We start from the raw sequence: 23,288 nt of genomic DNA, 5'->3' as shown, positions 1-23,288 counted from the left end.
TTATACGACAATATATACTGAGGGTTTTTGCTTGACAGGCCATATTCGGATAGTCAATGATCCTGTTGAACTGGTTCCGCTTCTCATAACGTTCAATGACTCAAAATATAAACAGATCTATGAGCTCTTGAACAAGACCTGGTTATCTGAAGAGGAACTGGCACAGCAGCTGCATCATCAGGGCGTCGGAGAGTGCATTCAACTCTTAAAGAAGGGGAACCTGATCGAGGAGCAATGGCGGATGCCGGCGCCTGGTCAGAAGCCTGTACGGGAGTATCGGGCGACGTACAGCAAGTTCCGGGCCAACTTCCAGTGCAATATGAGCGATCTCTCCGACCTCCTCTATCTGTCGGTCTCCAACGATGAAACACTCCGGGCTGTGGTAGAACAGGTCGAGGGCGAGATAGAGCAGGGGAACGTCTCGATCAATGACCTGGCGCGCAAGTTCGATGTCAGCCCGATGTTCATCCGTGGCCTCGCAAAGCGGAGCCATAAGATGGATGTGAAGGGGCAGGGACTGGTGCTGCTTGACGGAACCAGATAACGTCCGGTCAACCACAATTTTACGGTCCAAGCGTGAGGTTACACGCTTTCAGATCCTGGTTGAGGTCGCCGAACACCAGCCGGCGGTCAGACAGCTCGAGATCGCGGACAAGCTCGGGGTGACCCCGCAGGCGGTATCAGAGTATATCCGCGAACTGGTCGAGGATGGAATGGTCAGCGCCTACGGCCGTGGCCGGTACGAGGTGACCCGGGCAGGGATCGAGTGGGTGCTGAACAATGCGGAGGAGCTCGAGGCCTATGCCCGCCACATCAGGCGGGACCTGATCCAGCAGGTCTCGGTCTGGACCGCGATCGCCGACGCCGATCTCCACAAAGGTGAAGTGGTCGGCGTGTATATGAAGGACGGGTGGCTGTATGCCGGCAGAGGGCAGCAGACCGCGAGCGGTCAGGTGATCGAGGAGACCGCCGCCGGCGAGGACGTCGGTGTGACCCGGCTGAACGGGATCATCGACCATCATGAGGGGGTGATCCATGTCTGCAAGGTGCCCAGGATCCAGCGGGGCGGCTCCCGGATGGTCAATCCCGATGCCCTGCAGGAGGTGCTCGGGAGCGTAAAGGTCATCGCAGCAGTCGGGCTGGAGGCGTATATCACCCTGAAGAGTGGAGGCAGGCAGGCAGACATGTTCTTCGGCGCCCGGGAAGGGGTGATCGAAGCGGCATTCCATGGTCTGGACTGCGCGATGTTCATCGTCGACGAGGAGTTCACTGAATTTCTCAAGAGGCTGGAGGACGTCGGGCTGACCTATAGAATCCATGATCTGATCAGAGTATGATCATCATTGTACAACCCCAGCGGGCAGATTATCGGCTGATATTCTCAGATGGCAGGCATGTCAGAGCTGTCGGTGTGGTCGTCCTGGCAGAGACCCCGAAGGGGATCCGGCCGAAGGACTACCGTCTCAGGCGGTCTGGCAGCCGTGAGTATCGGAACACCCCGAGCAAGGAACTGGTCGCGCTTCTTCGGTCCTCGACGGTCCATATGACCAGAAACGACCAGGCCTTCGGATCGTTTCTGTCGGATATCCAGGTGAAGTGGGCACCAGTCCACTGTTGCCGGCTCTGTCTGCTGGAGGACAAGGTGACCCCGATCGATCAGGGGCAGGCAGTGAAGTACGGCAGAGAACTGATCTGTCTCCCCTGCGCCCGCCGGGAAATGCGGCGCGAACTGGTCCATCTGAACCACATGGGGCGTGGAGCCCTCGGCCATCTCGATGACCTGCTCGCCAAATACCGGGACCTGGATCGGGTGATCGCGACCCTGTTGCCCGATAAGAAACAGGGCAAGCAGACTCTCTTCGATCGGATCGAGGCGCAGCCGATCCAGCAGACCACTCGTCTCGAGGAGCTGCCGCTCCCGCGGAAGTTCGTCGATGTCGCACAGGTCGAGTCCCTGATGCCGGCGCAGCAGCTGGCGGTCGAGGCCGGGCTCCTCTTCGGCAAGGACCTGCTGGTCGTATCAGCGACAGCCAGTGGCAAGACCTTCATCGGCGAGATGGCCGGGCTGAAGAACTACCTTGAAGGACGGGGTCGACTCCTCTTCCTGGTCCCGCTGGTCGCGCTGGCGACGCAGAAGTACCGACGTTTCTCTGAACGGTACCGGGATATCGCGCAGACGTCGCTGCAGATCGGGCAGTCCCGGATCCACCTCCGCGAGACGAAGGTGGATGCGGTGCGCGATCCGAGATCCCCGATCCTGGTCGGGACGTACGAGGGGGTCGACCACCAGCTCCGGCTCGGCAGAAACCTCGGCGATATCGGGACGGTGGTGATCGACGAGGTGCAGATGCTCGAGGACCAGGACCGGGGCCACCGGCTCGACGGGCTGATCGCACGGCTGAAGTACCAGGCCCCGAACGCCCAGTTCCTGTACCTCTCGGCGACGATAGGGTCGCCAAAGGTGCTGGCCAAGAAACTGAACGCGACCCTGGTCCAGTATGCCGACCGGCCGGTCGCACTGGACCGGCACCTGATGTTCCTCGAGAAGAAGGAGAAGATCCCGGCGATCAAGCGGCTGATCGAGGAGGAGTACAAGAAGATCTCCTCCAAGGGCTACCACGGCCAGTCGATCGTCTTCACCAACTCCCGGGCACGCTGCCACCTGATCGCCGATAAGGTCGGTAAACACGTGGCCGCCTACCACGCCGGGCTGACCGCCCAGGAGCGGCGGGAGGTGGAGGATAAGTTCACCCGCGGCAAGCTGGCCGGCGTGATCACCACCGCGGCCCTCGGGGCCGGTGTGGACTTTCCCGCCTCGCAGGTGGTCTTCGATGCCCTTGCTATGGGGATCTCCTGGTTGAGCGTGCAGGAGTTCAGCCAGATGTCCGGGCGTGCCGGCCGGCCCGACTTCCATGACCAGGGGAGGGTCGTGATCCTCGCCGAACCCGGGGCCACCTACTCGCGGGAGGCGCAGGGGACCGAGGAGGAGGTGGCGCTCCGACTGCTGAAGGGCGAGATGGAGGAGGTCGCCCCCGAGTACGACATCGAGGCATCGTCCGAGGAGTTCGTGGCGAATGCAATCGTCTGCAGGGGTGATCCGGAGGCGTTGCAGCGGATCGAAGGGACGATGGTCGGGTCCACCGAACCGGTCCTCGACCTGATGCTCGACAACCGCCTGATCAAACGGGAGAACGGAAGGATCCAGCTGACCGACCTCTCCCGGGTGATGGCCTCGCACTTCATCGGGGTCGAACGGCTGCTTGCGATCCTCAAACTGGTCGAGAAGGTGGACGACCCGATCGAGATCCTCACCGAGCTTCACTGCGAAGAAGCGTGATGCAGAAGAGTGAAGATTAATCTGGTTCGTCTCCAATGACTACAGTACCTGACCACAGGCCAGGGGATGAATGCAATGGGAGCAACAATAGCGGAGAAGATATTCTCATCCAGATGCGGTAGGCCGGTCCACGCAGGCGACGTGGTGATGGCTCCGATAGATGCAGCGATGATCCATGACATCACGGGCCCGCTTGCCATTCAGACCTTTTACCAGATGGGTGGCACGAAGGTCTTTGATCCAAAGGGGGTGATCATGCTCTTTGATCACCAGATCCCCGCAGATTCCATTGCAGCCGCAGGGAATCATCAGATGATGCGGAAGTTCGCAGCAGAGCAGGGAATCCACAACTATGACCTCCACGAGGGGGTCTGCCACCAGGTGGTCCTTGAGAAAGGGCGGGCCGGACCTGGTGAGATCGTGGTCGGGTCCGACTCGCATACCTGTATGTATGGTGCTGCAGGGGCGTTTGCAACCGGCATCGGCTCGACCGACATGGGATTTGTCCTGAAGTTCGGGGCACTCTACTTCCGGGTGCCTGAAACGATCCGGATGACCATCGACGGTGCCTTCCAGCACCGGGTCGGGCCAAAGGATCTGATCCTCTCGATCATTGGGGATATCGGTGCTGACGGAGCCACCTACAAGGCGGTGGAGTTCACCGGGCCGACGATCCGGGGCATGGACATGTCCGGCAGGATGACCCTTTCGAATATGGCCATCGAGATGGGCGCCAAGGCGGGGATCGTCCCGCCCGACCAGGTGACCTGGGACTATATGAAATCCCGGCGGCAGGTCACGCCGTTTGACCTTGACAGTGACGAGGACGCGACCTTTGTCGACCAGCGCCGGTACGATGTGACCGATCTTGCGCCCCAAGTCGCTGTTCCGCACAACGTGGACCACGTGGTCGACGTGACCGAGGTGGCAGGAACGCACCTCGACCAGGTCTTCATCGGGTCGTGCACCAACGGACGGTTCGAGGACCTCGCTGAGGCCGCGGCCGTCCTTGGAGACCGGTCCTTCTCTGAAGACCTCCGGGTGATCGTGATCCCGGCCTCGCGGGACGAATACTTAAAGACGCTGCGGGCCGGGCTGATCGAACGGTTCGTCGAGGCCGGGGCAATGGTCGAGGCGCCGTGCTGCGGGCCGTGCATGGGCGGGGCGTTCGGGCTGATCGGTCCGGGCGAGGCTTCGCTCTCCACCTCGAACCGGAACTTCCGGGGCCGGCAGGGGTCGACCGAGGGGTCAGTATATCTGGCCTCGGCAGCGACGGCGGCGGCGAGTGCGATCACCGGTGTGATCACCGACCCGAGGGAGGTGTGAGATGAGGGCATGGAAGTTTGGGGACGACATCGACACCGACGCGATCATCCCGGGACGATTTCTGATCATCAATAAACCCGAAGAACTCGCTCTGCATGCGTTCGAGGGGACCCGCGACGAGTTTGCGAAGGAGGTCAAACCTGGGGACATCGTGGTCGGGGAGAAGAACTTCGGCTGTGGTTCCTCGCGTGAGCACGCCCCGCTGGCCCTTAAGGGAGCCGGTGTTCGGTACGTGATCGCCATCACGTTTGCACGGATCTTCTACCGGAACGCGATCAATGTCGGGCTGCTGCCGCTGGTCTGTCCGGACGCAGCCAAAATTGCGGATAAGGCGCAGGTCAACGTCGACCTGGCGACCGGCACGATCACTGCCGATGGGGTGCGGTACGGGCTTGAACCGGTGCCGACTTTCATGCAGGAGATCGTCGATGCCGGCGGGCTGGTCGAGTATGCGAAGAATCAAAAGGAGGTGCAGATATGTACAGAGTCGCATCAATAGGCGGGGACGGGATCGGTCCTGAGATCCTCGTCGAAGGGAGAAAGGTACTGGATGCCGCAGGAGAGCGGTTTGGATTCGATATCCAGTGGGATGAGTATGAACTTGGGGCAGAGCGGTACCTGGCCGACGGCACGCTGCTGACCGAGGACGACCTCAAGGACATCGGTACGCACAAGGCCATCTACTTTGGCTCGATCGGGGACCCGCGGGTCCAGCCCGGGGTGCTTGAGAAGGGGATCCTGCTCGCACTCAGGTTCTACTTCGACCAGTACGTCAACCTCAGGCCGATCAAACTCCTCCCTGGGGTCTCGACCCCGCTGGCAGGGAAAGGACCGGAGGATATCGACTTTGTCGTGGTCAGGGAGAACACCGAGGACTTCTATGTCGGCCTCGGCGGCCGGGTGAAAGGGCCAGGAGTCTCCAGGCAGGAACTGGTTCTGGCCAGGGAACTGTACAATGTGAAGTTCGGGCTGGATATCGAGTCGGACGCCGACGAGATCGCCTACCAGGTCGGAGTCGTCTCCACGCAGGGATCCCGTCGGGTGATCTCATACGCCTTTGATATGGCCGAGCGGCGGAATAAGAAGCTCGCGTCGGTGGACAAGGCGAACGTCCTCTCTGATGTCTACGGACTCTGGAGGGAGGTCTTCACCTCTGTCGGTGCCGATCATCCGTCGGTCGCGACTGAGTTCATGTTCGTCGACGCAGTCACGATGTGGTTCGTCAAGAACCCTGAATGGTTCGACGTGGTCGTCACCCCAAACATGTTTGGGGACATCATCACCGACCTCGGGGCGATGATCCAGGGCGGGCTCGGCCTGGCCCCCGGCGGCAACATCAACCCGGCCGGCACCTCGATGTTCGAGCCGATCCATGGATCTGCCCCCAAATATAAGGGTCAGAACCGTGCGAACCCGATCGCCACCATCTGGGCTGGCTCGCTCCTCCTCGATCACCTCGGTGAGCAGGAGGCCGCAGCGGCCGTTGTCAGTGCAATCGCCACCTCGATCACCGATGGTGTGGTGACAAAGGATATGGGCGGCTCGACCGGCACCAGCGGTGTCGGCGATCATATCGCCGCCCTGGTCAGGGACGGGGGACTGTGATCCCCCCCTCTTCTCTCTCCCTGCGCAGCAGAAGGTGCCATGTCTGAGATGGTGAACTGGCTTGCCGCCCACTTCGCGACATGCCCGCTGACCCCGGCCATGGTGATGGACGCGACCGTCCATATGCGCAAAGCCGAGCGGAAGAAGCTCTTCTCGCAGGACATCCCGTCGATGCGGACCGCCGAGGGGCGGTGGTACGAGGCGGTGATCTATGAGACGATGCTCCACCTCGCCGAGCAGACGCCTCTGATCAGCGGCATCGCCCGAAAAGGGGCTGATGCCCCACCGGTCAGGTCGAATGTCCGGCTTGGGCAGAACGGGCTCTTCTACTCAAACATTGGAGACATCAAGATCAGGGGAAACGGGCAGGACCTGGCCGAGTTCGATCTCCTCTTCCTCGACCAGAACAACCAGATCGCGTTCGGGGAGATCGTCACCTCCCCGACCGATATGAAGGATTTCGAGGTCGAGATCAAGTTCAAGAAGCGGTTGATCGGGTATATCTACGGTCAGGCCTCGGTCCCGTTCCTCCTCGTCTCGTCGGTGGACGTCTCCAACCATCCGATCATCAAGAGGCTCTGTAAAGAGCCGGACAACGTGGTGATCTGCACCGACTCCTGCGAATCGATCAAGGCCCTCTTCGAGAAGCGGCCTGTGGCCAAGCAGGCCCCGCGGAAGGCGCCGGCCAGCACCAAGCTCTTCCGGGCGGACCAGATCCCCGTGAAGCGACCGTTCGACTACAAGATGCTTCATGACGAGCGGCGGCAGCGGGTGCTGGAACTGGTCCAGGTACACGCCCCTCAGGATGCCTATACTGCTCCGGACGACCTGCCTCAGATTGTCAAGAAGGTCCTCTTCGGCGGGCTGTACCCGTCGGCAGCACGAGCGCTCTGCAAATCCTACCCGCTCAGCATCAAGGGGAAGGAGATGATCTGTTCAGAGCTCGCCGGCAAGTTCTCCAAGGTGGTCCTGGCCGTGGACCTGCCGGAGCTCTCCCCGATCCTGTACTTTCGGACCCGGCAGCGGCGCGAGTACCTGAAGATGATCCCTGACAAGACTGGCGGGTTCCGGTTCGAAAGTATTCGGACCCCGCATATGGCGGGATTTTTCCTCTGGCTGGAGTCGATCCAGCCGACTCTCGGGGCCCAGCTCGCCGGGGAGATCGTCGAGGCCTTCATCGGTCAGAGCGGGGAGAAACCTCAGGTCAAACCTCCGGTAAAATCTCCGGCCAAACCGGGAGTCAAGGCGCCGGGCAGAAGATCCCCGGCCCGGGCGTCGGTCCGGCAAGCTCCCCGTGAGAAAGTCCCCCCGGTCCGCTGATAAAAAAGAGAATTCAGGATCTCTTCAGAACCTTTTAGATCTCTTTAGGATCCATCAGGATCCCTCGATCAGTTCTTCGACGAAACCACGCACGTCATCCGATTCATTGACGAGCGCAGCGTTCACCGCGTTGATCGCCTTCAGATCCCCGATCTGCTGTAACGCTGCCGCCGCCATCCATCTGCAGGATTCATAATCATCGCAGAGGGCCTCAACCAGCGGTTCCACTGCACGGGGATCCCCTATCTTCTGCAGTGCCCAGATAGCCGGCATCTTCGCATCACCCTTCCCCTGTGAGATGATGGCGATCAGTGGCTCGACTGCAGGTGTACCCACCTCCCCAAGGGCGACGGCCGCCTTCCACCGGCTCTCTCGATCCCCGTCCAGCAGGGCAGGGATCAGTCGTTCCACCGCTGCATCTCCGAATGCTTTCATCGCCGATGCCGCTTCCAGCATCTCAAGCGTGTTCCCTGTCATCACCTGGTTCAGGGTCCGGTCCAGTCCTTCAGCGCTCCCCATCTCTTCACCCCGTCTCTCTCCTCAGGATCCCTCGATCAGTTCTTCGACGAAACCCTGCGCCTCCTTTGATTCACCGGCCAGCTGGTCCTCTGCTGCCCTGACCCCTTCAGGATCTCCGATCTCCTTCAGGGCGGCCTCTGCCATCCACCTGCAGCATTCGTCATCGTCCCTGAGTTCTTCGATCAGCGGTGCCACCACGCTGGGGTCGTGGATCTTCTCAAGTGCCCAGATGGCCGGCACCTTCGCCTCATGCGACCCCTGCCTGATGATAGTGACCAGGGGTTGGATCGCCGGCATGCCCACCTCTTCGAGAGCTACGGCCGCCTTCCATCGGGTCTCCCGGTCTCCGCCCTGCAGGGCCGGGATCAGCCGTTCCACCGCCGCGTCCCCGTGGACTTTGATCGCTGATGCTGCGTTCAGCATCTCAAACGTGCTCCCTGTCATCAATTGGTTCAGGGTCTGTTCCAATCCTCCACTCCTCTCCATCTCTCTTCACCTCGTGCCTTGTGGCAATCCCCTCTTCTCATTGGAGGAATAATCAAGATTTGCAGCGCCACGTTGCGGCACGACGTTGCATGGCAACACCCGGGGGCGACCTCACTCGATCAGCACCAGCCCGACCGACTGGAGGTTTCCATGCAGGATCTTCCCATACTCGAGATTCCGGGACGGGATCGTATGGAGGTGCCAGCCAACCGCCGCCGCCGTCGCAAAGACGTCCATGCCGGCGGCCTCCATGCTCGGCCTGACCCGGTCCATGTGCCTGCAGGACCTCCGCAGACTCTCGTCGACAGGCCCGGCCTGCTCCTCTGCCACGCAGGTCTCGCAGTAACTGCATGGGTACGCCCCGAACCCGAAGGCCTTGTAGAACCCGTCATAGTACGCGGTCTTCTCGATCGTCCAGACCGTGGTGTTCACCCATCGGATCAGGTCTGCATAGAACTGATGAAAGTCATCTGGAATGTCATCCGGCCCGATCGTCGGATGCCCCGGCACCCCGTCGAACCGGAGGAGCAGCCCCACCGAGTAGCCGTCGACCATCCTCTGCGTCTTCTCCGGGTCCGGGGCATAGGGCGGGCAGGAGAGGTGCTTGCCGTACCCTTTGCACCCGTACCGGCATCTGAACCTGACCCACTCGGCGACCACCACGTCCCTTGCCCTGATCTCTGCTGCAACCGCCCCCTCGCCGGCTGCGACCTTCGCCAGTGCTTCGATCTCTCTTCGATAGTTCATCCCGCTTCACCATCGCTCAGGTGGCAGATGGAGATGATAAACCATTGCCCCCTGTGACCACTAAATTTAAATAGAATTTCTCCTTTCAGCAGAGGTACTGTTATGCAAACACTGACCTTAACATCCATGGCATTTAAGGAAGGGGCGATGATCCCGACGGTCTATACCTGCGACGGAGAGGATCTCTCCCCAGAACTGGCGTGGACCGGCACGCCTCCCGGAACCGTCAGCATCGCCGTGATCGCCGAGGACCCGGACGCACCGGGCGGGGTCTTCATCCACTGGGTGCTCTTCAACCTCCCCGGGGAGACCGCGGGCCTCCTGACCGGTGTCCCCAAGGGAGCGCTCTTCCCTGACGGGTCAGGGCAGGGGGTGAACAGTTTCGGCCGTTCCTCGTATTCAGGTCCCTGCCCGCCGAAGGGGCAGCGGCACCGCTACTTCTTCCGGGTCTTTGCGCTGGACCGGGAAGTGAGCATTCGGGGCAGCGCGACAGCCGGACACCTTCGGTCTGCCATGGAGGGACACATCCTTGCTGAGGGACACCTGATGGGGACCTACCGGCGGGGAGGATGATTACTGTGGTGCTTATCCCCCATGGTGACCCTGTCACCATGTTCCTTCTTCACCACGCCGGTATCGATCTCCGGGAGAATTCCCGGGTCCCTGACGCTGCAGTTTATCCATTCAGACTGGCCGCTGGTTTTTCAGATTTAGTTAACTTGCTGATTAATCATAGTAGAATCAAACATAGTATATGGTGGTTGGTCATCCCCGGAAGATTTCTTTCAGGCTGCACTCTGTGGGGAGAGGCAGTTCTGACAGGCTCCCGGTATATGGCTCTCTGACAGCACAGATCCCATGGGTTCTGTCGGGCTCTTCCCCGTGGGGAGGGCACAGTTCAGATAGACACCGGCCACCGGAAAAGAGATACGTACCCTTGTCGCTGCGTGCGATGAATGTATGATACTTGTATCAGGTTATTGGTTTTGTCACTGAGAGAGGGGTTGATCTTCCATCAATCTCTCTTCAACCACAGCGCATCCTCTTCTCAAATCTTTCTGGTTGAGTGCAGCATCAGATTGTGTCCCCTTGATGGGGAGCAGAACTGTTCTTAAAGTGTCCGAACGAGCGAACCGCTCTCTTCTTCAAAAGACCATCACCTGATCGCCGCCGTTTCAACTCTATGAAAAAAAGCATGGTCTGCGGGGAACACCTGTGTAAAAAAGGGAGGACGAGATCTACCTGAGCAGGTCATTCGTCATCTGTTCGCGGATCGTCGTACCAAAAAAAGGGTTGGATTCACCTTTCTAATAGAGGGAGGACGTTCAGTTCTCTATGGTGCATGTCTCTGGTACAGTTACTTGCCACCGGTCTGGGGCCACATCTTCTCTGCCGGGGTGAAGACGTTCATATAGATCTGGTCGCTCCCGGTTGTACCGAGCCGAGTCCGTTCGCTCTTCTCATCGACGAGGGCGAGGAGAGGCAGGGACATATCCACACCCGGCTTGTAGGCGAAGAGGTCCTCGAGTTCGACCTGCTGGGCATGCATGAAGAGGGTGTTTGGTATCTCCATGGGGCAGATCTCCTCGCACTGGCCGCAGTTCACACATGAATCTGCGATATGGGCGAACCGGATCAGGTGGAACATGAACGGCACCGGCAGTTCCCCTGGCGGAACCAGTGCCGGGTTCTTGGTAGAGCACTCCACACAGTAGCAGATCGGGCACTGGTCGATACACTGGTAACACTTGATGCAGCGTGACGTCTCCTTCAGGATCGTATCGAGCCGCTCCTTCCCTGTACCGAGTGTACCGAAGTCCTTGGCCCGCCACTTGTCGCCGAGCTTCAGCATGGCGTTCTCCACCTTGCCGCGGATCGCGATCCCCTTCGGGTCTGCTGTCTCGACGTTCAGAACACCGGCCTTCTGGGCCGCATTGAGCAGGTTCGCACCCTTCTCGCTGCAGACTTCGACGAAAGTGGCCTTGCCTGCCTTATCCCCGATGACGCCCCAGTTTCCTGCGGCGAGGTCGGCCTGGCGTGGGATCTTCGCTTTGCACCGCCGGCAGTTGGTCCTGCGGCCATAGCCCTCCTCCTCGAGTTCATCGACGGTGATCCCCTTGTGACCTTCCTTGGTCACGATGATGAATTGGCCCTTGTCGATCTCCTCTTTGAGGACATCGTTCGGGTCGACGCCGTATTTCTTCTCGATCATCTCGCGGGCGATCCCCGGATTGACTGAACCACCACAGTTCACCCCGATCATCAGGATGTTGTCCAGGTTGATCTGGTTCCGCTTGGCCAGTTCGTACATGGCCATGGCGTCACAGCCCTTCACGGTGACCCCGATCTTCTTGTCCTTCGCACCGTTCAGGTACTTCTTTATCAGCTTCGGAAGAAGGAGGGTACCGCAGTGGAGGGACCCTGCTGTCTTATCGAGGTCAGCCGGGTCGGTGATCAGGGTCGGAACCGCATCGTACAGGTCCACGCCCTTCTTCACGGTGAAGACCGCGTCGACGATCTTGTTCTCAAGCGCGAACTTCCAGAGGCCGGTGACCGCCCCTCCGCATTCGGCCTTATCTGCAATGCATGAATCGTTGGTCCAGGCATAGACCATATCTCCCTTTGCTACCATCAGTTCGCCTCCTTAATCTTCTGAACCGAAACACCGCAGTGCTTCAACTCCGGCATCTTGGATAACGGGTCGAGTGCCGTGTTGGTGAGCATGTTCGCTGCCGCGTTTCCAAAGTGCATCGCCATGTAGAGCACGCCCTTGGCCACTTCGTCGGTTACCTTGGCGAGGGTCTCCACTTCGCCTCTCCTGCTCTTGAGGAGGATCTTCTCGCCGTTTGCGATCCCGAGTTCCTTCGCGTCCTCGGTGTTGATCTGCACGTAACCTTCTGGAACTTCGTAGTCCAGCACTGCTGCCCGTCCAGTCTGGGACCGGGAGTGGTAGTGGAAGATCAGTCTGCCGGTCATCAGGGTGAATGGGTACTCTGCATCAGCAACCTCTGCCGGCTGCCTGTACTCGAGCCCGAAGAAGGTTCCGAGTCCGTCTGCCGACCCGAACCGCTCCTTGTGCAGGATCGGGGTGCCGGGGTGTTCAAGCGTTGGGCATGGCCAGTGCACAGACTCCGGCTTCTCCATCCGCTCGTAGGAAATTCCGTACATCGAAGGGGTGACCTTCCGCATGTCGTCCCAGATCTCTTCTGCCGAGTTGAAGTCGAATCCCTTCAGACCGAGCTTCTTCGCGAGCATGTCGAAGATCTCCCAGTCTGCCTTGGCGTCGCCAGGTGGTGATACCGCCTTGCGGATCCGGTTCACACGCCGTTCTGCGCTGGTGAACGTGCCGTCCTTCTCGGCGAAGCACGCTCCAGGTAAGATCACATCGGCGTACTTGGCGGTCTCGGTCATGAAGATGTCCTGAACCACCAGGAAATCGAGTTTCTTTAAGGACTCTATCACGTGGTTGGTGTTTGGATACGTGACGACCGGGTTCAGGGCAAACATATACATGGCCTTGATCGGGTCGCCGCAGGCGGTGATCTGCTCGGTCAGGGTGGTGCCGTACCAGTCTGGCAGGTCGGTGACCCCCCAGGCCTCTTCCATCTTCTTCCGTGCTGCTGGGTCTTCGCACTTCTGGTATCCTGAGAAGACGTTTGGGTATGCACCCATATCACAGGCGCCCTGGACATTGTTCTGTCCACGGAATGGGTTGACTCCGACACCCTCGCGGCCGATGTTGCCGCAGAGCATGGCGAGATTGCCGAGTGAACGGACATTGTCTGTTCCGGTGGTCTGCTCGGTGATCCCGAGGCAGTAGATGATCGTGGCGTTCTTGGCATCGGCATACTCGAAGGCGATCTTCTTGACCGTCTCGAGGGGGACTCCGTGGATCGCTTCTGCATCGGCGTAGTTCTGCACTGTCTTCAGCAGGTCTTCATAGCCCTTGGTCCGCTTCTCGATGAACGCGGTGTCCTGCTTGCCTTCCTTGATGATCCAGTACATCATCGAGTTGATCAGGGCAATATGCGAGGACGGGTTGTACCGGAGGTAGGTATCGGCCAGTCTGGCTGTCGGGGTGTACCGGGGGTCACAGACGATCAGCTTGGCACCCTTCTGGTGGGCCTGGACGATCCTGCGTGCTGCAAGAGGATGTGCTTCGACTGCGTTCGACCCCATCATGAAGATCAGGTCGGTGTTGAGCAGATCGACGAATGAGTTGGTGGCTGCTCCTGAACCGAACGAGAGGGAAAGCCCTGCGACTGACGGACCATGGCAGATCCTCGCGCAGTTGTCGACGTTGTTGGTCTTGAAGGCCATCCTGGCAATCTTCTGGAGCAGGTAGCACTCCTCGTTGGGGGTACGGCATGAGACCTGGAACCCGAATGCATGGGGTCCGTACTTATCTGAGGTCTCTTTAAATTTGCTCGCGACCAGGTCCAGCGCCTCATCCCATGAGGCTTCGACGAACTTTCCATCCTTCTTGATCAGCGGGGTGGTGAGCCGGTCCGGGCTGTGGACATGCTCCCAACAGGTCGCACCCTTTGGACAGAGCTTGCCCTGATTCACTGGAGTCCGCTTGTAGGGCTCCACGCCTACTACCTTTTCGTCCTTGACGACGAGGTTGAGTCCACAGCCAACGCCACAGTATGGGCAGGTGGTGGTTACATATTTCAGTGTCTCTGATTCAGTCGTGTTCATGTAACATCGTTCCCTTACAATTTTTTGAGTTTAATCAGGCAGTTTTTGAGATTATAAATCAAAATTTTTTTCTGAATTATTTAGCCTTGCCGGGTACAGTTAATCAAAATTATTGTACCAACTTAATACAAAACCCACCTAAATTATACAAAAATATGAAAAAATAATGTGACGCGCATTTTAGGGGTCAAATTGATCGATTATTTATCGATACCCCCGATCTAAGGTTCTGGACCTGGTTTTTATGTAAACTTAATATTTTTAACTCAGGGGGCGGGGTTCGATCCGTACAGAAAAGATGAAATTGCGTGATCGTCCAATACCTGTATATGTCGCATACTGGCGAGAGAAACTTTGACCACTTTCTGTCCCTTGCAGAGCGGCTGGACGTTCCGGCCAGGTTGAGAGAGGAGATGGCACAGTGTGGTGCGTTCCATACCTATCCGGCACCAGGGCTGATCATCGGCGTCTACATGGTCGAGTATGCCCGTAATGTGCTCCAGGTCCAGCCGGGAGAGAAGGTCTACGCGGTCTGTGAGACTCCCAAGTGTTTGCCCGACTCCCTCCAGGTGATCCTTCACTGCACCTGCGGCAACAACAGGCTGCGGATCATACGGGCCGGGCGGTTCGCGTTCACCGTCAATCGGGGGTCCGATGAGGCTTTCGCGCAGGGGATCAGGGTCTACGTCGACCAGGAGAAACTGAAGGCCTGGCCGACGCTGCTGGCCTGGTTCACCCATGACGCCTGCTTTGACAAGAAGACGATGGGGGATCGCCTCTTTGAAGATATCCTGACCGCCGGCCAGCAGATCCTCTCCTGTGAAAGGGTCAGGATACCGGTCCATAAGAAGGAATGGTGGTCGACGAAGATCTGTGAATCCTGCGGACAGATGGTTCCGTCCACCTTTATGACAGGGGACGTCTGCGCCGCGTGCAGTGCAGAGAAGTATTACGAGCTGGAGTGATTCCCCGGTTGCCTGGAAAAGACCGATCAGATCCTTTTTTTATTGAAAAAATTGACCCGGTCACCAGGCCCGGTCCAGTATCTCTGTCGCCTGCAGCAGGAGCCGGCATGCGGAGGCACTGTCTGCCGCTCCAATGATGGCGATCAGAACCTGTTCCGGGACGACCCCTCCGATCGGTTGTTGGTAGCGGAAGCTGATCCCTTTTCCCATCAGTGGCTCGAGGGCTCTCTGGACCAGTTCTTTACGATCCCGTATCAGGGCAGTCCCAATGGCATCCGGTTCGGATGAGGGGATCCAGACCAGCCCGGAAGCCGGCCCAGTTCCCCCTTCGCCGATCAGTCTACCGATCGTGTACAGGTCAGGGAACGCGGGCAGCGCAGCGATCACCTCCTCGAGGGTTGGATTCCGAAGCAGACAGTGGTCGCTCTCCAGTTCGCCGATCACCACGGCAGGGAATGAGAAGGTCTTGAACCCCTCGATCACCAGGTAGTCGATCCCCTGGTCGGCGAGCTGCCTGATCAGCACCGGGAGTGCCGTCTCCCTGGTGATCATCACCGACTTCTCGTCGTCCACCCCGACCGCCATCTTTACCCCGGTCTCAAAGAGCACCGTGCTGTCCTTCCCCTCCTCGAGTCTGAAGGTATGGTGGCCGAGGTGCTTGAGTGCCGCGACCGCTCCCCTCTCATGAAGTGCGGTGCAGAGTGTCCGGTTGAACGTGGTCTTGCCTGAGTTCGATCTGCCGATAACCTGGATGATCCTCATTTCTCTCCCTCTGGTCAGTACTTAGGGCTGGAGGGCAATAATCCTCCTCAAAAAATGGATCCGCCGTTCAGAGCCCCTGCTGGATCTTCCCGACAGCCGCACAGTAGATTAGGAACTGGGTCTTTCCGTCGAGGCCGAGGAGACGGTTCATATAATCATCCCGAAACGACTCGATGGCGCAGACCCCGCAGTCGATCGAACCGGCAGCAAGGTAGAGGTTCTGACAGACATGGCCTGCATCGATGTAGATATCCCGGTACCCCCGGGGACCGTACCGCCATGTGGTCCTGTACGGAACAGCGGTCCAGAGGAATGTCACGGCGCTCCTCAGCACCATCTGCTGCTCCATGCACCCCTCGGTGACTGCGAGTGCGATCTCAGGGTGGGAGTTGACCAACTGGAGCGCATGATCGAGGGACAGGTACCGGTAGATCCCTGGTGTGAGCCCCTCGACATGGATGACAAGCAGGTAGGTCTCGAGCGGATGGGCGGCACCTGCCGAGGGGACGGTCCGTAATATATATTGTTCGAGAACCACCTCCTGCACCCCCTGCGTGCACCAGAGAAGGTAGGCGAGCTCCTCCAACGAGAGCGGTTCTTCGTCATCGAACCTTCGCACACTCCTCCTCTTCTCGATCGCAACCCGCAGATCCATCGGTTCGATCTGGATCTCTTCGGGCCGTGGAAGAGGGATCGGTGTCGATCCCGGATTCGGCGGGAGTTCCAGCGGTGGCCTGGGGATCCCTTTAATCTGGTCCGGACGGAACGAGGAGGGATATGCTGTCATCTCCCGGAATACCAGGCCACAGTCGTCCACCTGCTCGCCCTCTCTGCTCTCTCTGGTCATGCCCTTTTCCTCTTCTCACGCTCTGTTCGATGCCCGAGCGATCTCAGCAGAGGCGATAGCCTTCCGCTTCGCTCTCTTCTGCTCCTGGGAGGCCTGGATACGCTCTTCCCTGGCGGCGGCGAGATCTGCCGGTTCAGCAGTCTTGACATAGAGATGTCCGTAGACCATCTCCCCCTTCACCTTCTTGTGGTGCTCGCCGAGGTCGCCGACGTAGTGATCGAAGATCAGGGTCTCCCCATCGACCTCCTTCTGTACGCCACCCTCAAGCAGTTTGTAGCCCGGGAGCATGTATTTAATGGAGCCGAGGACATAGATGTCCCCTTTGGTCATCTGTCCCCCGACGCGAGCCTCGACATCTCCCTTGATGATTACGGTTCCACCATTGCCATGGGTGGAGACATGGATGAATGCGTTCCCCTCAACGATGATCGTCCCGCCGTTGATGGCAGTGCCGGTATCGTTTCCAGTGTTCCCCTTTACCCTGATGAGTCCGCCCTTCATCCCACGCCAGTCGCCGCGGTAGGCAGCCCCGAGGTAATTGCCGGCATCTCCGTCGACCCGCAGTTCTCCGCCCTCCATGGCCATCCCTGAGAAGGCGTCGACGTTTCCCTTGACATGGATCAGGCCGCCCTGCATCCAGCCGCCGGTATACATGTCGGCGTTCCCCTCGATGATGATCTCACCGGCGGTCATCTTCTGACCGATCCGCTTGACCTTCCGGGGGTTGCTGGTCACGACGATCCTTGTCTCTGCCGCGGTGGCGCCGGCCTCTCCGGCGATCTCAAAGTAGTCGCCGAGTGTGGTCTTCTGCTTCCCCTCGTAGATCTCTAGGGCTCCGATGCTCTCTAACGACTTGCCCGCGAAATTGTCGGGGGTTATCATATATGCGTCAAGGAAGAGCTCCGGCTCTTCCCTCAATGTCAGTGTTACTGTCTTCATCCCCATTTCACCTCACGCAGCGTGGCTCTCGACCTCGATCACATGCGGGTTTGGAATCAGATAGTCCTTGACCGCGTAGTTCTCCAGGCTGACCGTGTAGTTCTTTAAGAATTTCTCCTCTATGTCGCGGAGCACCTGTCTGGGCAGCGGTGTCTTCGCATTCACCCAGAGGGTTCGCTTGTGACCCTGATCGATAACCATCCCGTTCTCCAGGATGACCACACCTGACTTGATGAAGTGATCTGCCATCGAGAAGGCTTGTTCGATCTTTTCAGGATCCTCTGGCATGTCGTTCGGGTTGAGGTTGTAGATGGCGACGTTGCCGTCCATTCCAGGCAGCAGTCCACCATACATGTCGTAGAGACCGAGTGCACGGGCCGGGCCGGACCTGGTCATCTCTGCGATCTCGTACAGCGACAGCTCGCGGTCCATGGATGCGAGGTTCGTCGCATCGACCACTTTCTGGCTGTATTTAAAGGCATCGATCTGCTCTTTCCGCGCCTTTTCACTCATCAGCCACTTGATGATCCGCGGGTACCTGATGAATGGTCCTGCGTTCGGGTGGTCGGTGGTGATGAAGGTCCTGGACATGTCCTTGGCGTAGAGTGCCAGTTCAAGGCCGATGGCCCACTGGATACCACATATTTTGATGTTCGGGCTGTAGATGTACGGCACAATCCCTGCTGCGGTCTCGAGCTCGACATCGACGTTCGTCCATTTCAGGTGGTTCAGTTCTGTCAGGTGGTGCTCGAACGGTCCGTCGGCGGTCATCGTCGTCGTCTCATCGAGGGTCACACACCCGAGGTCGATCGTCAGGCCCTTTGCACTGTTCACATAGTCCATGACCTCTCTGGCCTTGGACTCAAAGTTCAGCCAGCTGTCCCCGCCGTAGGCATGGAACTGGACGTGCGTGTGGTGCAGCACCTGCTCGCGCTTGAACGTGTTCTCAGTCTTCATCCCCTCGGCGAGCTTCAGGGACTCGATGGTGGTCGTATAGTTGCCCGGGTTTCCGAGGTTGTTGGTGTGGAGGTGAACCGAGTGCGGGAGTCCAAGGTACTCGTTCGCCTCGATCAGCCCCTTCACGATCTCTGCCGGGGTGATGTCGAAGTAGGGGACCGGATCGTTCATCCGGAGACAGTTCAGGCCCCATCCCCAGGCTTCGCTGCCGCCGGGGTTGACAACCTTGACTCCGTACCCCCTGGTCTGCTGGAGGATCCAGGCGATGTATGCAGCCGTGTTCTCAATCTGATGGTTCTTCAGATACTCGAGGACGAACCAGTTGTTCCCAAAGACCGGCAGTGCTGCCTCGTCGATGATCGGGGTGTCATGAATCTCTTCGTGGACATGGGGGGCATGGAGCGGAGGCATCGCGGCCTCCATCACGAATGCGTATCCCATCCGGGCATAGTCGTACCCGGTCTTGAAGGTGCTCGGGATTGAGAATCCCATCTCAACCCGGTTCAACCCCTGCCGTGCATGACTCTTGAAGAGTTTGTCCTCAGGGCGCATCGTCCGACCGGCGTTCACCTTCGGGCCGGCGATGTGGGAGTGGATATCCACCCCGCCTGACATCACGGTCTTGCCGGTCGCGTCGATCACGCGTGCCCGGTTGGAGACCTCCTCGACGATCACGCCATCCCTGATGGCGATATCCTTCCGCTCGCCATTGATCCCTGATGCAGGGTCGACGACAAATCCGTTCTTGATCAATAACTCTGACATGTCAGGCGCCTCATTCTGCTGCGGTCCCCTCTGGGGAATTGTGGGCTACACTCCAGTCCGAGGTGGTGCCGGTCAGTTCACAGACCCGCTTGTAGATCCGGTCGAAGAGGATCTCATCGGTGATCACCCCTTCCGGCGGCTCGATCACCTGCTTGAACTGGATCGGAACATTGTCCATCCGATAGACGACCCCGCCGGTCTCGACGCCGACCACGGCGACCGGGATGTGGAGGTCCGAGATCTCACTGGCCATGTTGATGTTCGGGTCGATGGTGACAAACGGATGTTTACGGAGCGCTTTCACCGCCGGGATTGGGAAGTGGGCCCCTGCATCGGTGCCGATGTTCATGAAGAAGTCGACGTCCCCCCGCATCGCAAGATCGATCGAACTGGTCTCGCCAGGGTTCATGTGGACGATGTCCTTGGTCAGGTCGATGCAGTATGGGAACCCGAACTGCCAGGACCAGACCTGGCCGGGGCCGGCGATGTTGTAGTGGCCACGCATGGCCATGATCGTCCACTTGGTGAACTCGTTCAGATCCCGGGTCAGGCTGATAGCGATGTCCACGTTGTGGTTTCTGCCGTCTGAGTGGCAGAGCCCCATCCCGTAGAAGACCGCACCGAACCGGGCGTTCTTCATGATCTCCACGGCTTCGAGGATCTTTTCGCGCTCGATCCCTGCGACGACCTCTGGGATGGTCTCACCGCGGAGGACGGTCCTGAACGCATCGAAGAGTTCGTAGTCGTGCCCCTGCTGTACCATCAGGTGGATGTCAGCCGCCTTGGCGGTGTCGGTGAACCGGGGGTCGATCACGATGCACTTGCGGGCCATGTATCCCTTGTTGGTAAAAAAGCCACGCGGAAAGAGGGAGTACCGGGACATGTGCCGGGGGTGTGCATGGGCTGCATTCGAGCCCCAGTAGACGACCACGTCCGCCCGATTCTTCACCTCGCCGAGGGTGCAACTCGGGTAGCCGTTGTCGAATATGGCCAGGAACGAGGGGCCGTGACAGATCGAGGCGCAGTTGTCCAGGACCGATCCGGTCTTCTCAGCAAGTCGTGCACATGCGCTCATAGCCTCGCAGTTGGTCGATCCGAAGCCGTAGATCAACGGCTTCTTCGCTGCGATCATCATCTTTGCGACCCGGTCGATCGCCTCCTCGTATGAGATATCCTTGTGGGTCCCATCAGGCTGTCGGAGCCGGGGGAGTTTGATCCGCCCAGGCTTTGTAGCATGGTGGAAGATCTCGTTTCCTATCGCACAGGCGTTGGCCACATCGAGGATCTGTTTTCCGTCATCAGAGACCGTGATCTCCAGGTCATCACAGGATGAACCGCAGTACGGACATCCGACATTCTTTATCACTTTGGGCATCAGTTCTCACCTTTCCATAATCCTACGGCACCCTGAACCAGTTCGAGGGCTCCTTTCACCCGCTCCTCTGGAGCAGGTTCGATCGTCACCGGGAATCCGCTGTACTGCGGAACGCCGGTTGACTGGGTCCGCGGGGGGACGACTTGGTTGGCCCACACCCCCTGGCGGATATGTGCAAGCCCTGGTGGACAGTACTGGCCTGCTTCCACCGCTTTCACGATGACATCTCCTGACTCGCTGGTCACACGCACATTGGTGTTCCTCATAATGTCGAGTCTCTTGATATCCTCGATGTTCATCTCGACGATAGAGCATACCTCGTAGTATTCTGGGGATGTCTTCCCCTTCTCCATCGCTATACCTTCCTCAACAGCCCGTTGGGTTATCATATTTACTTGAATTTTTTTCCCCATACTTCACCATTTGAGAATTTTTTTAGAACGATCGCGTCCCGGATGGGTAAAACCGTGGCAGGGACAACTCTTCACACCGGATGGTTAAACGGAATTCTGCGTACGTTCGTGTACGTTTGAAATGTTTGCGAATACCTGCTCATAAAAACCTAAATTAATTTAATTTAATGATTCTATTAAATAATTATAAAAATAAATTAATTTATGTTATCATCTTTCTCTGATGTCGCCTTCTCCTGTCCAGATCTGTTATGATCTTGCCCTCCAGGGGATCTCGTCGCATGGCCCAACACCCGGACAGGGGGGAAGATGATAGATCTCCCCGGTGAAGTCAGAGATATATCCTGACTCCTTCAACGCCATTCTGTACCTCGGGGACGAGATTGCTCTGATCAGACCTGCTATCGGCTCATCCTCGCAGAGATCTTCATCGATCAAAAGGTCATAGGAGATGAGACCCAGTGGCACGAACGAGAGATCGAACGGTGCAGCACTCTGACTGGTTCCGATCCCTGCATTGGCGAGCCCGTCCCTGACGGCTCGGGCGATCTCACCGGTATGCTTCATCACATCGGCGGTCCGGATCGTTGTAGATGCATCAATGACCCTGCATCGTCTGAGTGCGTTCATAAAGACCTCCTCCTCCGGAGAGCCGGTCGGCATCCCGATCATCGTCCGCCCTGGAAGATCCTCGATCCCGAGCCCCTCCCTGGAGACGATCCCAACCTGCTGCTTGGCGAGGTGGAGGGTGGCCAGCCCCTGGCTTCCGAAGGGTATCCTGATTGTCGGCCTCGGAGGGCCCCGGTTCGGAATCGGGGAGTCGATCATCGCCGCATGGCAGATCCTCTGGATCAGCGCCTGAATGCCGTTCTCCCTTCTGCAGAAGCAGGGGAGCAGGGTGCCGCCCTGCTGTCTGATCACGGATCCGAGCAGGTCGAGCGGTTCCCCGTGAACTCCTGCGATCAGAAGGGTCCGCTCTATCTCCTCCATACCAGTCGTCACCACTGCGTCGACGGCTGTCCCGGCCTCATATCCTTCTACGGCAGCTGGAATATGCACGTACCCGTTGGACCGCACCAGGGACATCTGGACCGCTGCCCCGCGGGGCTGGAGGAGTCCGACATATCGTCCGCTCACCCGACCGATGGAGAGGTTGATGAACTCGTCGATACCGCAATCTGAGAAGGTCTTCTGTCCGAGTTCCACCCTGCAGAGGTTCCCTGCCAGCGGTTTTGCAAGCCCCCATGCCCGCAGCAGCGGGATGATCAGTTCACGCAGGATCAGATGTGCCGAGAGGGGATACCCGGGCAGTCCGATCACCGGCTGCTCATGAACCCTCGCGAGGAGGGTGGGTTTGCCCGGCTTGATCGCGACTCCATGGAAGAGCACCTCCCCGAGTCCGGTGAGGGCTGTCTCACAGTAATCCCGGGTTCCGGCAGATGAACCGCCGGTGATGATCACTAGGTCATGGACCCCGGTACAGGCGGCAACCTTCTCCCGTATCAGGTCAGGGTCATCGGGGACATGGGGATAGCGCGTGCAGACCACCCCGCCTCCTCCGAGCATCGCCTCGATCATCACGCTGTTGCTCTCCACCACCTGCCCGGGCATGGGGGAAGTGCCCGAAACGACCAGTTCAGAACCGGTTGGAATCACCCCAATGGAGATCTGCTTAACCTCCAGCTCGGTGATCCCACAGGCGGCGAGCGCACTGATATCGGTCGGTCGGATCAGGTGGTTCCCGGGGAGGATCTGCTCTCCACCAGAGAGATCCTCTCCCTTTCTTCTGATATTCGTCCCGGGGGCGACGGCCTTTCTGACCTGGGGTCTGCCTCCCTCAAGCCAGCAGTCCTCGATCATCACGACGGCATCACAGCCTGATGGTATCAGATTCCCTGTGTTGACCGGTACTGAAGAAGAGAGCGAAACCGGGACCTGGTCCCTGGCTCCGGTTGTCTCCTGGCTGGAGACTGCAAATCCGTCCATCGCAGCGACATCGGCGATTGGAACCGTATACCCGGCATACACCGGTGCCGCGGTGATCATTCCTTCAGCCTGAAGGATCGGAACCCGTGCGGTCCGTCCCGGCGGAGGGAACGAGGTGATCATACATTCTACAGCCTGCCCCAGTGTGACCTGATCAAGATAGCGTCTCATATCGACATCCCCTACTTTCTCTAACCATACGATCTCCGTGTCGCAGGAGGGAGGGTGGGGCCGCCTC

General features: G+C 58.7%; 21 protein-coding genes. 9 read left to right on the top strand and 12 right to left on the bottom strand.

From position 1 onward, the window contains the following. Positions 1-31: 31 nt before the first annotated feature. From ACFKSJ_RS08500 to ACFKSJ_RS08470, 7 genes are all read left to right on the top strand, one after another. Positions 32-544: an ArsR family transcriptional regulator gene (locus ACFKSJ_RS08500; RefSeq protein WP_440949371.1), complete on the top strand. Its 513-nt coding sequence runs from the start codon at positions 32-34 to the stop codon at positions 542-544. Then, positions 528-1,337: a DUF7839 domain-containing protein gene (locus ACFKSJ_RS08495; protein ID WP_440949370.1), complete on the top strand. Its 810-nt coding sequence runs from the start codon at positions 528-530 to the stop codon at positions 1,335-1,337. The genes ACFKSJ_RS08500 and ACFKSJ_RS08495 overlap by 17 nt, the downstream gene beginning before the upstream one ends. Continuing rightward, a complete protein-coding gene (locus ACFKSJ_RS08490; protein ID WP_440949369.1) occupies positions 1,334-3,337 on the top strand; it encodes a DEAD/DEAH box helicase in 2,004 nt (667 codons plus the stop codon). Before ACFKSJ_RS08495 ends, ACFKSJ_RS08490 begins: the two co-directional genes overlap by 4 nt. A 75-nt stretch (positions 3,338-3,412) precedes the next feature. Then, positions 3,413-4,663, top strand: coding sequence for a 3-isopropylmalate dehydratase large subunit (locus tag ACFKSJ_RS08485; RefSeq protein ID WP_440949368.1), 1,251 nt, complete (start codon positions 3,413-3,415; stop codon positions 4,661-4,663). 1 nt (position 4,664) lies between these two features. Beyond that, on the top strand, positions 4,665-5,162 hold the full coding sequence (locus tag ACFKSJ_RS08480; protein WP_440949367.1) for a 3-isopropylmalate dehydratase small subunit: 498 nt from the start codon (positions 4,665-4,667) through the stop codon (positions 5,160-5,162). Then, positions 5,141-6,268 carry an isocitrate/isopropylmalate dehydrogenase family protein gene (locus ACFKSJ_RS08475; RefSeq protein ID WP_440949366.1) on the top strand — a complete coding sequence of 376 codons (1,128 nt, stop codon included), beginning with the start codon at positions 5,141-5,143 and terminating at the stop codon, positions 6,266-6,268. The genes ACFKSJ_RS08480 and ACFKSJ_RS08475 overlap by 22 nt, the downstream gene beginning before the upstream one ends. Positions 6,269-6,307: 39 nt before the next feature. After that, positions 6,308-7,588 carry a hypothetical protein gene (locus tag ACFKSJ_RS08470; RefSeq protein WP_440949365.1) on the top strand — a complete coding sequence of 427 codons (1,281 nt, stop codon included), beginning with the start codon at positions 6,308-6,310 and terminating at the stop codon, positions 7,586-7,588. A 54-nt stretch (positions 7,589-7,642) separates the two neighbouring features. Here ACFKSJ_RS08470 and ACFKSJ_RS08465 read toward each other — a convergent pair whose 3' ends face one another. The 3 genes from ACFKSJ_RS08465 to ACFKSJ_RS08455 form a co-directional block, all read right to left on the bottom strand. Further along, complete coding sequence (locus ACFKSJ_RS08465) at positions 7,643-8,107, bottom strand: HEAT repeat domain-containing protein (RefSeq protein WP_440949364.1); 465 nt, start codon at positions 8,105-8,107, stop codon at positions 7,643-7,645. Positions 8,108-8,128: 21 nt separating this feature from the next. Continuing rightward, a complete protein-coding gene (locus tag ACFKSJ_RS08460; RefSeq protein WP_440949363.1) occupies positions 8,129-8,593 on the bottom strand; it encodes a HEAT repeat domain-containing protein in 465 nt (154 codons plus the stop codon). 111 nt (positions 8,594-8,704) lie between these two features. After that, positions 8,705-9,340, bottom strand: a complete 636-nt coding sequence (locus ACFKSJ_RS08455; RefSeq protein WP_440949362.1) for a DUF2284 domain-containing protein — start codon at positions 9,338-9,340, stop codon at positions 8,705-8,707. Positions 9,341-9,466: 126 nt separating this feature from the next. Here ACFKSJ_RS08455 and ACFKSJ_RS08450 point away from each other — a divergent pair, with 126 nt between their 5' ends. Then, positions 9,467-9,913: a YbhB/YbcL family Raf kinase inhibitor-like protein gene (locus ACFKSJ_RS08450; RefSeq protein ID WP_440949361.1), complete on the top strand. Its 447-nt coding sequence runs from the start codon at positions 9,467-9,469 to the stop codon at positions 9,911-9,913. Positions 9,914-10,697: 784 nt separating this feature from the next. Here the strand turns inward: ACFKSJ_RS08450 and ACFKSJ_RS08445 are convergent. Further along, positions 10,698-11,972: a Coenzyme F420 hydrogenase/dehydrogenase, beta subunit C-terminal domain gene (locus ACFKSJ_RS08445; RefSeq protein WP_440949360.1), complete on the bottom strand. Its 1,275-nt coding sequence runs from the start codon at positions 11,970-11,972 to the stop codon at positions 10,698-10,700. After that, positions 11,972-14,041, bottom strand: coding sequence for a formate dehydrogenase subunit alpha (gene fdhF / locus ACFKSJ_RS08440; RefSeq protein ID WP_440949359.1), 2,070 nt, complete (start codon positions 14,039-14,041; stop codon positions 11,972-11,974). The genes ACFKSJ_RS08445 and fdhF overlap by 1 nt, the downstream gene beginning before the upstream one ends. A gap of 329 nt (positions 14,042-14,370) precedes the next feature. Between fdhF and ACFKSJ_RS08435 the strand changes: the two genes are divergently transcribed. Then, entirely contained in the window at positions 14,371-15,006 is a 636-nt protein-coding gene (locus ACFKSJ_RS08435) for an FmdE family protein (protein WP_440949358.1), read from the top strand. A 60-nt stretch (positions 15,007-15,066) separates the two neighbouring features. Here ACFKSJ_RS08435 and mobB read toward each other — a convergent pair whose 3' ends face one another. The 7 genes from mobB to ACFKSJ_RS08400 form a co-directional block, all read right to left on the bottom strand. Beyond that, positions 15,067-15,768, bottom strand: a complete 702-nt coding sequence (gene mobB / locus ACFKSJ_RS08430; protein ID WP_440949357.1) for a molybdopterin-guanine dinucleotide biosynthesis protein B — start codon at positions 15,766-15,768, stop codon at positions 15,067-15,069. Between the two features lie 67 nt (positions 15,769-15,835). Then, a complete protein-coding gene (locus ACFKSJ_RS08425; protein WP_440949356.1) occupies positions 15,836-16,615 on the bottom strand; it encodes a SagB/ThcOx family dehydrogenase in 780 nt (259 codons plus the stop codon). A gap of 15 nt (positions 16,616-16,630) precedes the next feature. Beyond that, a complete protein-coding gene (locus tag ACFKSJ_RS08420; RefSeq protein WP_440949355.1) occupies positions 16,631-17,554 on the bottom strand; it encodes a formylmethanofuran dehydrogenase subunit C in 924 nt (307 codons plus the stop codon). A 12-nt stretch (positions 17,555-17,566) separates the two neighbouring features. Beyond that, positions 17,567-19,276, bottom strand: a complete 1,710-nt coding sequence (locus ACFKSJ_RS08415) for a formylmethanofuran dehydrogenase subunit A (protein WP_440949354.1) — start codon at positions 19,274-19,276, stop codon at positions 17,567-17,569. Positions 19,277-19,286: 10 nt separating this feature from the next. Further along, positions 19,287-20,651, bottom strand: a complete 1,365-nt coding sequence (locus tag ACFKSJ_RS08410; RefSeq protein WP_440949353.1) for a formylmethanofuran dehydrogenase subunit B — start codon at positions 20,649-20,651, stop codon at positions 19,287-19,289. Continuing rightward, positions 20,651-21,040 (bottom strand): molybdopterin dinucleotide binding domain-containing protein, encoded by a 390-nt coding sequence (locus ACFKSJ_RS08405; RefSeq protein WP_440949352.1) that lies wholly within the window; start codon positions 21,038-21,040, stop codon positions 20,651-20,653. Before ACFKSJ_RS08405 ends, ACFKSJ_RS08410 begins: the two co-directional genes overlap by 1 nt. A 273-nt stretch (positions 21,041-21,313) precedes the next feature. After that, on the bottom strand, positions 21,314-23,221 hold the full coding sequence (locus ACFKSJ_RS08400; protein ID WP_440949351.1) for a molybdopterin-binding protein: 1,908 nt from the start codon (positions 23,219-23,221) through the stop codon (positions 21,314-21,316). Positions 23,222-23,288 lie beyond the last annotated feature (67 nt).

Origin of the sequence: Methanosphaerula subterraneus (assembly GCF_052055875.1) — an archaeon.
Lineage (GTDB): Archaea > Halobacteriota > Methanomicrobia > Methanomicrobiales > Methanospirillaceae > Methanosphaerula > Methanosphaerula subterraneus.
This window is presented reverse-complemented; position numbering and strand designations above follow the sequence as displayed.